This window comes from Streptomyces sp. NPDC004838 (genome assembly GCF_053600955.1).
Window position 1 is genome coordinate 57,654 of sequence record NZ_JBSGAW010000023.1, and the last position, 12,896, is coordinate 70,549.

The window sequence follows — 12,896 nt, forward strand, 5'->3', positions numbered from 1 at the left end:
CACCCCTTCCGGGCGGGGCATGTCCAAGGTCGGGGGGCCTCAGCCCGCCCGAGTCCGCTGGACCGGTTGCCCCGGAATAGACGAAGCCCCTGGCGCAATAGCGCAAGGGGCTCTTGCACAAAGATGCTACCCGAGGAAGGACCGAGGTGTCGGCTCACGACCAGCTGCTGGTGGTCATCGACCCGGTCGCCCGCCGAAGCGACGGCGAGTCCGTTCGGATCGCGAAAGATGTGCTGTGCGGCGGGTCGGAGGCGAAAATCTGCCTTCCGGAGGGTCCGGAGGACTTCGCGCGGGCGCTGGCCCGCAGGGGTTCGCGGCGGCCGGTGATCGTCGGTGACGACCGTGCGCTGCTGCGTGCGGTGACACTGCTGCACCGCGACCGGTGGCTCGGCGACGGCGCGCTGTCCCTCGTGCCGGTGGGAGCCCGCGTCGAGCTGGCGCACTCGCTCGGCGTGCCTCCGGGCCCGGTGGCGGCGGCGCGGGCGGTGCTGGACGGGGTCGTCCGGCGGCTGGATCTGCTCGTCGACGAGAGTGACGGGGTGGTGATCGGCGAGGTGTCCGTCCCGGCGGGGCCCGTGCCGGACGGTCCGGGCGCGGGATCCCTCTGGGCCGCGTGCCGGACGCTGGTCCGCGGTCTGGTCCGCCCGGCCCCGCCACCGGTCGCCCGGCCGCACCGGCTGCGCGTGGAGGCGGACGGGGTTCTGCTCGCCGACCTCGACCAGGAGATCGAGTCCCTCATTCTCCGTACGGCCGACGGGCGTGTCGAGATCACCATCCAGCCCCCCGCCCCCGCGGAGCCGCTCACCGCGAAGGCCCTGACCGTCACGGCCTCGGGCCCCGATTTCCGCTACCGCGCCGATACGGTCATCACCGGCCCGGTCCGCACCCGCACGTGGACCCTGCGCGCGGGCGCGTGGGGGCTGACGCTGCCCTGACCGCCTCGGGGCCGTGTTCCAGGCGGGGTCTCCGACGGGGTTGCGGCAGCGTTGCGGCGGGTTTCCGGTCCGACAGGGTTGCGGCAGGGTTGCGGTCCGGCGGGTTTCCGGCGGGGTTCCGGCCGGCTATCGATGCTCGCCGCTGCCTGGCGGGGTGCGCTCCCGACCACCGGCCAGGTCACCTCCGAACGGCCCGCCCCGGACGGGCCATGGCCGCACAGGTCACGGCCGCACAGGTCACGGCCGGACGGACCACGGCCGGACGGACCACCGCCAGCCCCGCACAGGCGGCCCCCGCCTGCGGCCGAGGCGCGGGCTCGGGGCTCGGGGCTCGGGGCGGAGCCCCGGCACGGCCCACCGGCGCGCCCCCGGCAGGGGCGTCCCCCGGACGCCTCCTCACTCCGGCCCGGACACCCCCTCCTGGCGCTTCCGCCACCGCTCCAGCAGCGGCGAGAGCTCCTCCCGCAGAAACGCGAAGAACTCCTCCGTCTCCGCCAACCGCCGCCCAGCAGGGGAGTCCGGCCCCACCGCCACCACCCCTTCCCGCATCGTGTCCTCCCACCGCTTCATCATCTGGTCGCGGTTGGTGAGCGCCTCGTACCACTGGTTCATATGGACTCGGTACCGCTCCCGGCGCGACCCCGGCTCCCGCTCGCGGGAGACCATGTTGACCTGCGCGAGATACCGCACGGCGCCGGAGACCCCCGCCGCGCTGATCTTCAGCCGTTCCGCCAGCTCCGCCGCCGTCAGCGCACCGGAGTCGGACACGAGGATCGCCGCGAAGACACGGGCCGCCATCCGGGGCATGCCCGCCTCCGCCAACTGGGCGGCGAAGCGCTCCACGAAGACGGACAACACCGCGTCGTCCCTCTCGTACGCGGCGTCGGCCATGGGCTGCTCGGTCATTCTTCGATCCTCTCCCCTGATCACCCACCCATGACCAACTTTATACGCTTCCTTAACTTCACAACTTTCTGAAAGAAGCGTACTTTCTGAATCATGACCAAGGAACAGCTCGCTGTCGAGGTATCCGCCCTGCACAAGTCCTTCGGCCGGACGCACGCGCTGGACGGCCTCGACCTCAGCGTCCGGACCGGCGAGGTCCACGGCTTCCTCGGCCCCAACGGCTCCGGGAAGTCGACCACCATCCGCGTCCTGCTCGGACTGCTGCGCGCCGACGGCGGCACCGCCCGGCTCCTCGGCCGGGACCCGTGGAACGACGCCGTGGAACTGCACCGCCGTCTCGCGTACGTGCCCGGAGACGTGACCCTGTGGCGCAATCTGTCCGGCGGCGAGGTCATCGATCTGTACGGACGCCTCCGGGGCGGCCTCGACAAGGCACGCCGGGCGGAGCTGATCGAGCGGTTCGAGCTGGACCCGACCAAGAAGGGCCGCACCTACTCCAAGGGCAACCGGCAGAAGGTCGCACTGGTCGCGGCCTTCGCCTCGGACGTGGACCTGCTCGTCCTCGACGAGCCGACGTCCGGGCTGGACCCGCTGATGGAGGAGGTCTTCCAGAAGTGCGTGGAGGAGGAGCGGGACCGCGGCCGTACCGTACTGCTCTCCTCGCACATCCTCAGCGAGGTGGAGACCCTCTGCGACCGGGTCAGCATCATCCGCAAGGGGCGGACGGTGGAGAGCGGCTCACTCGCCGAGCTGCGCCATCTGACCCGTACGAGCGTCACCGCCGAACTCGCCGGCCGGCCGAACGGGCTCGTCCACCTCCCCGGCGTCCACGATCTCGACATCCAGACCGTACAGGCGCCCCCGGGCCAGGGGCTCTGGTCCAAGGTCAGGCTCCAGGTCGAGACGGACCAGCTGGACGCGGTGCTCCGCTCGCTCACCGAGTCGGGCGTACGGTCGCTGACCAGCACCCCGCCGACGCTGGAGGAACTCTTCCTGCGCCACTACACCCCGGCGGAAGGGAACGCGGCGGAGGAAGGGGCGGTGGCGCGATGACCACCCTCGTGGACACCGCCGTCGCCACGCCCCGCACACGCGGCGGCGCCCGCCCCTTCGCCGGCACGGGCGCGCTGCTGCGGCTCGCGCTGCGGCAGGACCGGGTCATGGCGCCGGCCTGGGTGATCGTGCTGGCGATGGTCGTCGTGAGCGGCGCCGGAACCATCGAGGGTCTGTACGACACCGCCGCGAAGCGCGCCGACCTCGCCCGGTCCATGGCCACCAACGGCTCGCTGCGCGCCATGTACGGACCCGTCTTCGACGACTCGATCGGCGGGCTCGTCGCGTGGCGCTTCGGCGGCTTCGTCGCGGTGCTGGCCGCCGTGATGAGCCTGCTGATCGTCATCCGGCACACACGCGAGGAGGAGGAGACCGGGCGTCAGGAGATGCTGTCCTCCGCGGTGGTGGGGCGGCGCGCCCCGCTGACCGCGGCGATGCTCACGGCCCTCGCCGCCAACGCCGGCGTCGCCCTGATCATCACCGCGGGCCTGGCCGGGCCGACCGGCTCCACGACCGGCGCGCTCGCGCTGGGCCTCGCGATCGCCGGGATCGGGATGCTCTTCGCGGGCATGGCCGCGATCATGGCCCAGCTCACCGAGAGCGCCCGGCTCGCCCGCGGCCTCACGGCGGCGACGCTCGGCACGGCGTTCGTCCTGCGGGCGGCGGGGGACGCCTCCACGAACGACGGTTCGTCCGTGCTGACCTGGCTCTCCCCGCTCGGCTGGGCTCAGAACGTCCACCCGTACGGGGATGAGCGCTGGGGGGTCCTGCTGCTGCTCGCCGCGGCGGTGATCGCCCAGGGCTCGGTGGCGTATGTGCTCGCCGGGCGGCGGGATGTGGGCATGAGCTTCCTGCCGACCCGGCCGGGGCCCGCGACCGGAAAGCTCGGCACGGCCACCGGGCTCGCCTGGCGGCTTCAGCGCGGCACGCTCTTCGGCTGGACGGCCGGGTTCCTCCTCTCCGGGATCGTCTTCGGCGGCATGGCCACGGGCGCGGCGGACCTGGTCGGCGAGAACGAGGGCGCGCGGGAACTCTTCGAGCGCCTGGGCGGCCAGACCGGCATGACCGACGCGTTCCTCGCCGCGATGACCGGCATGCTCGGCATGCTCGCGGCGCTGTACGCGGTCTCCTCCGTCATGCGGCTCCACGGCGAGGAGACCTCGCAGCGCGCCGAGCCGATCCTGGCGAACGCCGTCGGCCGGCTCGGCTGGGCCGCGGGACATCTCGTCATCGCGTTCGGCGGGGCCGCCCTGCTCACGGCCGTCGCGGGCCTCGGCCTCGCGATCGGCCACGGCGAGGACTTCGGCTCGATCCTGGGCGCGGCCCTGGTCACGGTCCCGGCGGCCTGGCTGCTGGGCGGGCTCGCGGTCCTGGCGTACGGGCTGCTCCCGAGGCTCGCGTCCGCGTCCTGGGCTCTCGTCGGACTCTGCCTGGCGATCGGCTGGATCGGCCCGGCGCTCGACCTGCCCGAAGGGGTCATGAACCTCTCGCCGTTCAGCCATCTGCCGAAGATGCCGGGCGACGCCATGTCCTGGCCGCCGGTCCTCATCCTGACGGCACTGGCGGCGACCCTGACGGGCACGGGCCTGGCGGCACTGCGGCGCAGGGACATGCAGACCTGAGACCCGGCCGGCGCGCCGTGGGGCCGCCCGGTCACGGCCCCGGCGGCCCCGGCCCCGATGAACGCTCGGTGCCCGGATCCGTAGCGGAATCCGGGCACCGAGCCCTGCCGGTGTCCGGCCGCACGAAGGCGGACGGGCCGTCAGGCGATGACGTGCTCCTCCGAGTCGAGCCACACCCGCTGCCCCTCGCAGTCGACCGTCAGTCCGGCACGGCCGCGTTCGGGGCGTTCGAGACGTTCCCACGCCCGGTAAGCGGTCTCCAACTCGTCCCACAGCCGCCGGGATCCGTACTGCTCCACCGCATAGTCGTCCTGACCGGGTACGTAGTCGGCCGAAGCCCAGGAGGCCCGGTCGTCGGCGAGGAGCCACCAGGTGGATTCACCGCTGCCGTCCCCGGCCTCCACGAGCAGGTGCCAGACGGTGGGCAGCGCCAGGCCGATGAAGAACAGGGCGTCGGCGTCGCCGACGACGTCCAGCGGGTTCAACGCGGTCCGGCCGACGTCCACTTGGTCCGTGTGATGGAGGAAGTCGGCGAGATAGCCGCGGTGGGGGCGGTCGTTGCGCGTCCGCATGAACGAGGGAAAACCGCTGAACCGGCCGCGCCCGACCCCGCCCTCCGTCTGCACGGTGACGAAGCTGTGCGGGAAGAAGCTCCCTCCCCACGGAGCGACGATCCGCCCGCGTGGCACCTGCTCCACCCATGCGTACGGGCTGACCGGCACGGCGTAGGTGGCGATGAGCCGATCGTACGGAGCGCCGGGCGGCCAGCCCTGGTCGGCGTCACCGTGCACGATCCTCGGCGTGTATCCGGCCGCCGTGACATTCCGTACGGCCCGCTCGACCAACCCGGGGTCGATGTCCACGGAAGTGACCCGGTCACCACCGAGCCGATGCGCGAGCCAGGCCGCGTTGTAACCGGTGCCCGCGCCCGCTTCCAGGACGGTGTGACCGGGCTCGGCCCGGAGCAGTCCGAGCATCTGGAGCATGACCGACGGCATCGAACTGGAGGAAGTGGGCAGCCGATAGCCGCCCTCCGGGGTTCCGTTCCCGTCGTTGACCTGGGTGGTCAGCGGCAGGTCTCCGTAGACATGGTCGAGCCACTGCTCGGGGTGGCAACTACGGGAGACGGCGCGGCCGTGCACCTCGATGGTGTCCGGCAGAAACAACTCCCGCCGCACCGAGCCGACCGCACCCTCCCAACCGGGCGGGATGGCTCTCTTGTCGGTCAGGATCTCCATCAACCGCTCCGGCGAACTCACGATCGTGTCACTTGTCCTTCTTCGGAGGGTTGGTCACAGGCTTGTTCCACTGACCGTCGGACTCCCTCGGCGACTGCTGCTGATCGCCCTCGGATCCGCCCTTTCCGTCTCCATGCTTGCCCACGACGGGCTCCTTTCGCAGAGGTGTCGCACTCATTCGCTCCCGTACACCGGGGCACGCGGCGCGCGGATCGGGTACGGAGTCCACACGTCGCGCCGACCGCGTCCGGCGGTACGGGGAAACCGGACGCGAGTTCCGCGGGATTTCGCAGGGGACGGTGTCACACGTCCGGGGTCAACTCACCTGGGGTCGGCCCAAGGGTGAGAGTGGGTTCGCACTCGGGGCAGGCGTAGAGGGTCGTCCCCGACCCGCTTGCCCGGGGAATCCACCGGACCGCGATCGGAGCTGCGGTCTCCCGGCCGCAGTCGCAGCACTCGACAGTACGGAACTCCGGCGGCGAACCGGTCAAGGCATCAGCGGTCACCCGGTTCCCCCTCGGTCTGGGGTGGGAGACTCCCGGATCGGCACAGGGGACGCCGATACCGTGGGGTGCGTAGAAAAGCCTGAGCCACCGCCGTCGCTGTACGCGGCGGAGTCGAAGTGTGGTCTCCGCCTGCTGCCGGAAGAACACGCGGGCCTGTTCCTTGGTCGGCCCGGTCCAGGGGCGGGCCCATGGGGAGACGAGTTCGGAGTATGGCGATTCCGCGAGGCAGCGGGCTTGGTGGGGGCCGGGCCTGGGGCGGCGGCTCCAGGAGCGGAGAAAGGCCAGCACCCGTACAAGGGTGCGGGCGACGACATCGCACACAGTCGGTCGACTCCTTGACAGTATTCGGCAAACTCCGCTGGATCGGCCCGTTCCGGGCTGTCAGGGCGCTTGGGCGGGTTAGTTGACTTACCATCAGAATCAATGCTGACGCGGGGCGTTGTTCACTTCCCGCTTGGACGTCTTGAGGTGATCTCGCTGCCGCCAAGAGGTCCCAAGACGTCCCATCGGGGGTTGAGATGTCCAACGAACGCTTAAGGTCGGCCCTTCTGGCTCGGGCCATGACCGTGCAGGATCTCGCAGACGCCATCGAGGTGAACCCAAAGACAGTTGAGCGCTGGATCACCAAAGGGAAAAGGCCATATCGACGGCACCAATACGCTACGGCCTCACTGCTGAAAGTCGACGTGACCACCCTGTGGGAAGACTCCCGCACGGTCGACGCCGCGTCGGACCTGAGCCGAGCCGAGATAATCACCGTCTATCCCCATCGGCACATGGTGCCGGCTGGGCTGTGGCGCGAAGTCTACGGACGGGCCAAGAGCCGAATCGACCTTCTCGTCTACTCCGGACTGTGGCTGTCCGAAGACCCCCTGTTTCATGAAATTCTCCGGGCGAAGTCAGACGGGAAAGTGCAGGTGCGCATCCTCCTGGGGGAACCTGATTGCCCAGCGGTCACGCAGCGCGGCATCGACGAAGGTCACCAGATCATGGGAGGAAAAATCCGCAATACGCTGCTGAACTATCGGAAGTTGCGCGAAACCCATCCGGGTATCGGATTCCGGCTGCATGACGCCACGCTCTACAACTCGATCTTCCGGGCCGATGACGAAATGCTGGTGAACACCCACGTCTACGGAATCGGCGCGTATCTAGCACCTGTACTCCACCTACGGCGCTTGCCGGGAGGCGGCCTCTTCGACACCTATGCCAAGAGCATCGAGCGGACCTGGGAAAGCGCGCGCCAGGTGACGGATGAAGATCTCGGAGGAGCTTGAGCATGGGACGGATCGACTACTTCCACGACGCCGACGCCCCGCCGGCCAACTCCGTGGTGCCCTCGGTCGTCGCCTACGTACAGAACGACGCGGGCGAAGTGCTCGTCATCCAACGTTCCGACAACGGTCGATGGGCGCTCCCCGGCGGGGGCCACGACATCGGCGAGTCCATCAGCGACACAGTGGTACGCGAGGTCTGGGAAGAGACCGGCATCAAGGCCGAGGTCATCGACGTCTCGGGAATCTACACCGATCCCGGCCATGTGATGCTGTACGACGACGGAGAGGCACGGCAGCAGTTCAGTATCTGCTTCCGGGCCCGGCCGGTCGGCGGCCAGATCCGAACCAGCGCCGAGACGACTCAGGTCCGCTGGGTGGACCCCATGGATCTGGCCGAACTCGACATCCATCCCACGATGCGACTGCGCATCGGGCACGCGATGGCACGGGACCGCACGACTCCCTACATCGGCTGACGCCTGACGACAGCGAGACGTTCCAGCACCCGAGCCGAGCATGCGAGGATCTCCGGTTCGGCGCGGCGGATGAAAGTACCGATCAGGCTGTCCGGTCCGTACCTCCCGGCGATCTCGTCCACACGGTCGACGGGATTGGTCGGCGTCCCGTCGGGAGTCGTGTTCATATCGCAGTAGCAGAGGGCATCCGACAGGTGAGGAAGCTCCGGCGGAAACTCGCTTTCCAACTCGTCGCGCAGGCCCCGCGCGTCTGCCTCCATCCATGCGCACGAATGCCGGGCGACCAGCCGTACGACCCTCTCGTCTGCGTGCTCGACATCCCGCAGAAACCGTGCGCCGTCCAGTGGGTGGAAACCGGTCTTCGCCAGATCGGGGGCGTAGCCGATGTCATGGAGCAACGCCGCCGCCTCCAGGAGGTCAGCATCCGCACCGAGGATGGGAGCGATGGTCCGCGCCCGTTCCGCCACTCCGAGCGAGTGCTTCCACCGACGGGAAAGCGTGTCGGCCAGCAGCGATTCGGCCAGCGGATAGGCCCAAAGGGTGAGTTCCTTCGCGTTCATAGTGAGGAGCGCTCCTCTCAATTCCGGCAGAGCTGACTCGGTGCAAGCCTCCCGCTGCGTGCAGCCTCACGCTCAGCATCACACGAGCTTCCGTATCGACGACAAGGTGCCGGGCCGCGGGCGGATCCACTCGTCCGACGCGTCGCGCATCCCGGTACGGCGGGAAGAACGGCCGACGACCCCAGAACGAGACTCATCCGGTTCACCCCTCGCGTCAGCAATCCCGCGCAATCCGGCAGCACGCTTGCGTGATCGGCCGCATGCTGGTGGTTTCGGCCCGCGAGAAGGTGAAGAAGAGCGCTGAGTGCCGGATGTCCGGCGAGCGCCAGCCGCGCTCCGTCCAGATCATTGGCCTTGATCGGGGCGGTCACGGCTGTTGGCGCGGGCATCGGGGCGTCCGGGTTCAGTGTTTGGGTCGTGACACCGAGCGCTTCCGAGATCTTCTGGAGCACATCCATGCGGCGCACCGGCTGGATTCCGCGTTCGGCCTGTGACATCCAGCTTGATGTGCGGTTGTTGAGCAACGCGGCGAGCTGCTGCTGTGTCAGATCCGGCCTCTTCCGAAGTCGGCTACGCGACGGCCGAACGCGCGGTCGCGAGGGTCGACCTCCTTGCCGCGAGACTTACTCATCGCTCCTCTGTCGGCCTCGTACCGGAAAGCTCGTTCAGGAACTCCACCTCGGTGCCCAGCAGGTACTGATCCCGCTCCGCGAGCATCCGCTTGGTGTGCTCCTGCGCCTCGTGGACTTCGAAATCGTCGCGGCTGGCATACAACTCGTAGAAGACCCGCACGAGGGGTTCCCCCTCGGGGACATGCACGATGTAGGCGAGCGTCCCCGGCTCACCGCGGATGCCCTCAAGGGTGCGGTCCACCAGGGCATCGAACTGCCGGGCAGCGTCGGCGTCGCGGGTGGTGAACCGCACGACAAGTGCGTATCCGCCTGTCACTGATCCTCCTGGGTTCGCCATGAGTACGGCCTCCGGATGAATTGGCACGTCACGCGCCGTTGAGCCAACTCGCTGCGGAACATCTCGCCCGCCGGGTGCGTCGTCGGCGGGCGGGAGCGGCTCCACGCGTCGATGGAGTGCTGCGGCTCAAGCCCCTTCGCTCCGGCCGCCCTCCTGTCGCAGCCAGACTTTCGCCCGTTCCTCGAACTCCAGGGCCTGACGGGATCCGCGAGCGCGAAACCGGGCCAGATCGGTGCGCATGGACCGGACCGCCTCGCGGGTACGGGACGAACGAATGCCGGCCATGGTGTCCAGGGCCGCGTGCCAGGTGCCGCAGGCTTGGTCGATCTTCCCCTGCCGGAGTTGGGCGTGCCCCTCGGCGGCGGCCGACAGGGCCGCGATCCGCTGGTGGGGGGTCGCGCCGTAGCGCCTGCGGGCGTTCGCATGGTGCGCCTCGGCCGCCGGATGGTTCCCCGCACGGGTGTTGATCTTCGCCATATGGGAGTTGATCGTGGCGGCCGGCGCGCCCCACAGCGAGGCCCATCCGGTCATCTCGGCGGCCTCGCCCCGCACGGCGAGTCCCCGAGCGCGTTCCGCCTCGGCGAGCGCGCCGGAGACCTGCCCGGACTCGGCGAGCGCGCGGGCACGGCAGATCACGAACAGCGACTCGGTGGCGGGATCCACGCCACGGCTCAGCCGGAGCGCTGCTTCGGCCAGCCCCAGCACGTGTTCGGGTCGCCCGTTGTCCATGCCGTGGTGGGCGAGGATGCGCAGCACGTACGCCTGGTCCGTCCGGACCTCCGAGCGCTGGGCGAGGCTGAACGCCTGAAGGTAGTAGCGCTGGGCGAGCCCGTGTTCCCCGGCGTCGTACGCCTTCCAGCCCGCCAGGTAGGCGAGGGAAGCCGCCGCCGAGTACATCTCCCTGTGGAGGGCATCGGTCCGGAACCGGGATCTGCACAGGCGGGCCACATCGTCCGTGAGGTACTGCACGACGGTGCTGCGGCCGTGTCGGCCACCGTGCCGCTCGTCGATGGCGGTGAACATCGCCACCATCTCGCGGACAGCCGACACCTCACCCGATCCGGCCACCCCGCCCGCGAGAGCGCGCTCGGTCCGCCCCTTGATCTCTCCCGCCACACCGAGCGGCAGCGCGGCACCGGCCACGGAGTAGGCGGCGGTCGTCAGGAAGGTGCGTCGCTCGATATCGGCTCTCCCCATTCGCCCCAGTGTCTCCACTGGATCGTCTTCGACGGTAAGCCCCAAGTCCGCGGGATCGGAAGACGTATCGGGCTCCGGAAGCCCCAATTCACCCGGAGTCAGGAGGCGTCCAAGGTGCCGTGACAGGGCTTCGCACAGATAGCGGGCGGTGGCCGGGCTCGGCGGAGTGCCCTTGATCCAGTACGAGACGGTCGATCTACTCGTACGGAGCGAAGAGTCACCGGCCGCGAGGGCGACGGCTCGCACTGCCCTGGCCACGGATTCGTAGCTGAGTGCGGATTCTTCGATTGCCAGTGCGAGTCTGTTGTTACGTAAGCGGCCCATGAACCAAATCTAGCCGCACTCCATTCGGCCGGATGGGGCATTCAACACGTTCAACACCCTTGCGTCTTCCTTCCCCTGTCCGCACTCGGCACAGAAGAGTTCACTGATCGTGCCGAGGAGAAGTCGCTGACGAGACGCTCAGGACATCGAAGTCGAACGTACTCGGTGACCTGGCACGACTCCCGAGGCAGTGGGTGATCCCGAAGTGGTCGAGATGAAAGGAAGTCCAGGTGAATTCCCGTGCGAGTCACACGAGTTCATCGCACCGAATTCCGCTTGGCCCGCCGACGATCGCCAAGCCGTCACGGCGCTGATGGAGAGTGCCGAATGAAAGGTAAGCCGCAGCGAGAACGCATCTGAAAATGCGCCTCCGACCGCAGTCCGAAAAACTCCGATGAAGGGCTCTTGTCGCCATGTCCGCAGTCGATGACGGTGCCGAACCCGCCTCCGGGAATCCCCAATCCGGCGCGACTCCCACGCGCCCGCGTCCCGTGCCGTGGCTGGTTCCGTACGAGGGCGACGAACCTCTCGGCATGCCGGTGATCGTTCGTCCGCTGGGCCGGGGAATCCAGTACTCCGACGAAATCACCCTCGACCGGGATCCGATGGGTGTACTCCTCGCACGTGGCCGCAGGCCAGCACCGCAGGGGCGCGAGGGAAGGCCGTTGTTCGGGGAGGTCGACGTCCGGCGACAGAGGCGCGCACAGCGCGGGATGCTGTGTCAGATCTGTGGCGCGTCAGCCGTGTTCCAGCATGAAGGCGGGGCGCTGTGGCTCATCGACGACACCCCCGAGCCGAACCCGTCAGGTTGGCCCGAGGGACTCACCGTCGTGCACCCGCCCGTCTGCCCGAAGTGTGCTCCCAGGGCTGCCGCGTACTGCCCGGAACTCCGTAAGGGATGCACCACCGTAGTGGTACGCGAGCCCCGCCCGTGGGGCTACTTCGGCACCCTCTACGGTCCCCACGTCACACGCCCCGGACTCGTCCCGCAGGTCAGGGAGGCCGACGCGTACATCCCGTACGAGGACGAGCGGTTGCCCTGGCTCCTCGCCCGCCAACTCGTCGTCCAACTCAACTCCTGCGCTCCGGTGGACCTGGACACCCTACTCGCCCACCACTCCGAGAACGCCTGAATCGAGACGGGCCACCGCAGGAGAACGCCCCGACAGACCGCGCCAACGGTGCTGCCGGGGCTTGCCGCAAGACAAGGAGCTGCGACGACCATGTGCGACTTTATCGCCCACGCCCTCGTGTGGGCCCTCGCCCTCCGGCCCCGCCGTCGATTCAGGCCAGGCCGCCACACTGCCGCCCACTTCGCCGCTCGGCCCACCCCTCCGCGTTACGTGGACCCCTGGTCCCTCCCCTGGACCGGGCCCACGAAGGAGCAGGCGCAGGCCGTTTTCAGGCAACAGGCCCAGACCATCCCCCGGTTCCACCCCCTCCCCCGCCCCGCCAGGCGACTTCACATCGCACCCCACGGCCCCCGCCTCACCCAGGCCGCCCCCGTACGCACGGCCCGAGGCGGCCCCGGATGGGGGTGGGCCCGGTGACCCGTGAAGGACTCACCCAGGACGCACCCTCTCGATGCGGCGGCATCTGCGTCGCGTGCGGACGCCACTCCACCGCCGCCGTCGAAGTCGGCTACGTCGAGCGTTCCAGCGGCAGCGGATTCATCCAGTACGCCTGCCCGGAACATGCACCGGCGCGGGTACCTGGACCGCTCCCCGGCGAACTGACCCGCCGAACTCCTCAGCCCTTGTAGTCCGGCGGGATGAGGTGCAGCCGCACGGTGTTGTCGAAGCTGGTGGTGGCGAGGAGTTGGCCGTCAGGGGA

The 12,896-nt window shown here is 69.3% G+C and carries 12 protein-coding genes; 6 read left to right on the top strand and 6 right to left on the bottom strand.

Annotated features, from left to right (window positions below):
- The first annotated feature begins 146 nt into the window (after positions 1-146).
- Positions 147-935 carry a diacylglycerol kinase gene (locus ACWEFL_RS24555; protein WP_451716420.1) on the top strand — a complete coding sequence of 263 codons (789 nt, stop codon included), beginning with the start codon at positions 147-149 and terminating at the stop codon, positions 933-935.
- A gap of 396 nt (positions 936-1,331) precedes the next feature.
- Here ACWEFL_RS24555 and ACWEFL_RS24560 read toward each other — a convergent pair whose 3' ends face one another.
- Positions 1,332-1,841, bottom strand: a complete 510-nt coding sequence (locus tag ACWEFL_RS24560) for a GbsR/MarR family transcriptional regulator (protein ID WP_451716421.1) — start codon at positions 1,839-1,841, stop codon at positions 1,332-1,334.
- Positions 1,842-1,934: 93 nt separating this feature from the next.
- Between ACWEFL_RS24560 and ACWEFL_RS24565 the strand changes: the two genes are divergently transcribed.
- Positions 1,935-2,894: an ATP-binding cassette domain-containing protein gene (locus ACWEFL_RS24565; protein ID WP_451716424.1), complete on the top strand. Its 960-nt coding sequence runs from the start codon at positions 1,935-1,937 to the stop codon at positions 2,892-2,894.
- Positions 2,891-4,516 carry an ABC transporter permease gene (locus ACWEFL_RS24570; RefSeq protein ID WP_451716427.1) on the top strand — a complete coding sequence of 542 codons (1,626 nt, stop codon included), beginning with the start codon at positions 2,891-2,893 and terminating at the stop codon, positions 4,514-4,516. The genes ACWEFL_RS24565 and ACWEFL_RS24570 overlap by 4 nt, the downstream gene beginning before the upstream one ends.
- A 140-nt stretch (positions 4,517-4,656) precedes the next feature.
- On the opposite strand, the gene ACWEFL_RS24575 is transcribed toward ACWEFL_RS24570, so the two are convergent.
- The gene (locus tag ACWEFL_RS24575; protein ID WP_451716430.1) at positions 4,657-5,754 is read right to left on the bottom strand and encodes a methyltransferase domain-containing protein; all 1,098 of its coding nucleotides are present in this window, start codon (positions 5,752-5,754) and stop codon (positions 4,657-4,659) included.
- Between the two features lie 1,066 nt (positions 5,755-6,820).
- Here ACWEFL_RS24575 and ACWEFL_RS24580 point away from each other — a divergent pair.
- Together ACWEFL_RS24580 and ACWEFL_RS24585 are read left to right on the top strand one after the other, a co-directional pair.
- Entirely contained in the window at positions 6,821-7,537 is a 717-nt protein-coding gene (locus ACWEFL_RS24580; RefSeq protein WP_451716433.1) for an XRE family transcriptional regulator, read from the top strand.
- A gap of 2 nt (positions 7,538-7,539) precedes the next feature.
- A complete protein-coding gene (locus tag ACWEFL_RS24585; protein ID WP_451716435.1) occupies positions 7,540-8,013 on the top strand; it encodes an NUDIX domain-containing protein in 474 nt (157 codons plus the stop codon).
- On the opposite strand, the gene ACWEFL_RS24590 is transcribed toward ACWEFL_RS24585, so the two are convergent.
- From ACWEFL_RS24590 to ACWEFL_RS24605, 4 genes are all read right to left on the bottom strand, one after another.
- Entirely contained in the window at positions 8,001-8,573 is a 573-nt protein-coding gene (locus tag ACWEFL_RS24590) for an HD domain-containing protein (protein WP_451716438.1), read from the bottom strand. The genes ACWEFL_RS24585 and ACWEFL_RS24590 overlap by 13 nt on opposite strands.
- Positions 8,574-8,590: 17 nt before the next feature.
- Positions 8,591-9,097, bottom strand: a complete 507-nt coding sequence (locus tag ACWEFL_RS24595; protein WP_451716441.1) for a hypothetical protein — start codon at positions 9,095-9,097, stop codon at positions 8,591-8,593.
- A gap of 103 nt (positions 9,098-9,200) precedes the next feature.
- Positions 9,201-9,497 carry a putative quinol monooxygenase gene (locus ACWEFL_RS24600; protein WP_451716443.1) on the bottom strand — a complete coding sequence of 99 codons (297 nt, stop codon included), beginning with the start codon at positions 9,495-9,497 and terminating at the stop codon, positions 9,201-9,203.
- Between the two features lie 171 nt (positions 9,498-9,668).
- Positions 9,669-10,739: a hypothetical protein gene (locus tag ACWEFL_RS24605; RefSeq protein WP_451716446.1), complete on the bottom strand. Its 1,071-nt coding sequence runs from the start codon at positions 10,737-10,739 to the stop codon at positions 9,669-9,671.
- A 1,067-nt stretch (positions 10,740-11,806) separates the two neighbouring features.
- Between ACWEFL_RS24605 and ACWEFL_RS24610 the strand changes: the two genes are divergently transcribed.
- A complete protein-coding gene (locus ACWEFL_RS24610) occupies positions 11,807-12,196 on the top strand; it encodes a hypothetical protein (protein WP_451716449.1) in 390 nt (129 codons plus the stop codon).
- The last annotated feature ends 700 nt before the right edge of the window (positions 12,197-12,896 follow it).

Bases quoted from the DNA above. Each gene is read 5' to 3' on its own strand.
- ACWEFL_RS24560 (WP_451716421.1), bottom strand. From the start codon at position 1,841: ATGACCGAGCAGCCCATGGCCGACGCCGCGTACGAGAGGGACGACGCG.
- ACWEFL_RS24590 (WP_451716438.1), bottom strand. From the start codon at position 8,573: ATGAACGCGAAGGAACTCACCCTTTGGGCCTATCCGCTGGCCGAATCG.
- ACWEFL_RS24585 (WP_451716435.1), top strand. From the start codon at position 7,540: ATGGGACGGATCGACTACTTCCACGACGCCGACGCCCCGCCGGCCAAC.
- ACWEFL_RS24605 (WP_451716446.1), bottom strand. From the start codon at position 10,739: ATGGGGAGAGCCGATATCGAGCGACGCACCTTCCTGACGACCGCCGCC.
- ACWEFL_RS24575 (WP_451716430.1), bottom strand. From the start codon at position 5,754: ATGGAGATCCTGACCGACAAGAGAGCCATCCCGCCCGGTTGGGAGGGT.
- ACWEFL_RS24565 (WP_451716424.1), top strand. From the start codon at position 1,935: ATGACCAAGGAACAGCTCGCTGTCGAGGTATCCGCCCTGCACAAGTCC.
- ACWEFL_RS24570 (WP_451716427.1), top strand. From the start codon at position 2,891: ATGACCACCCTCGTGGACACCGCCGTCGCCACGCCCCGCACACGCGGC.
- ACWEFL_RS24580 (WP_451716433.1), top strand. From the start codon at position 6,821: ATGACCGTGCAGGATCTCGCAGACGCCATCGAGGTGAACCCAAAGACA.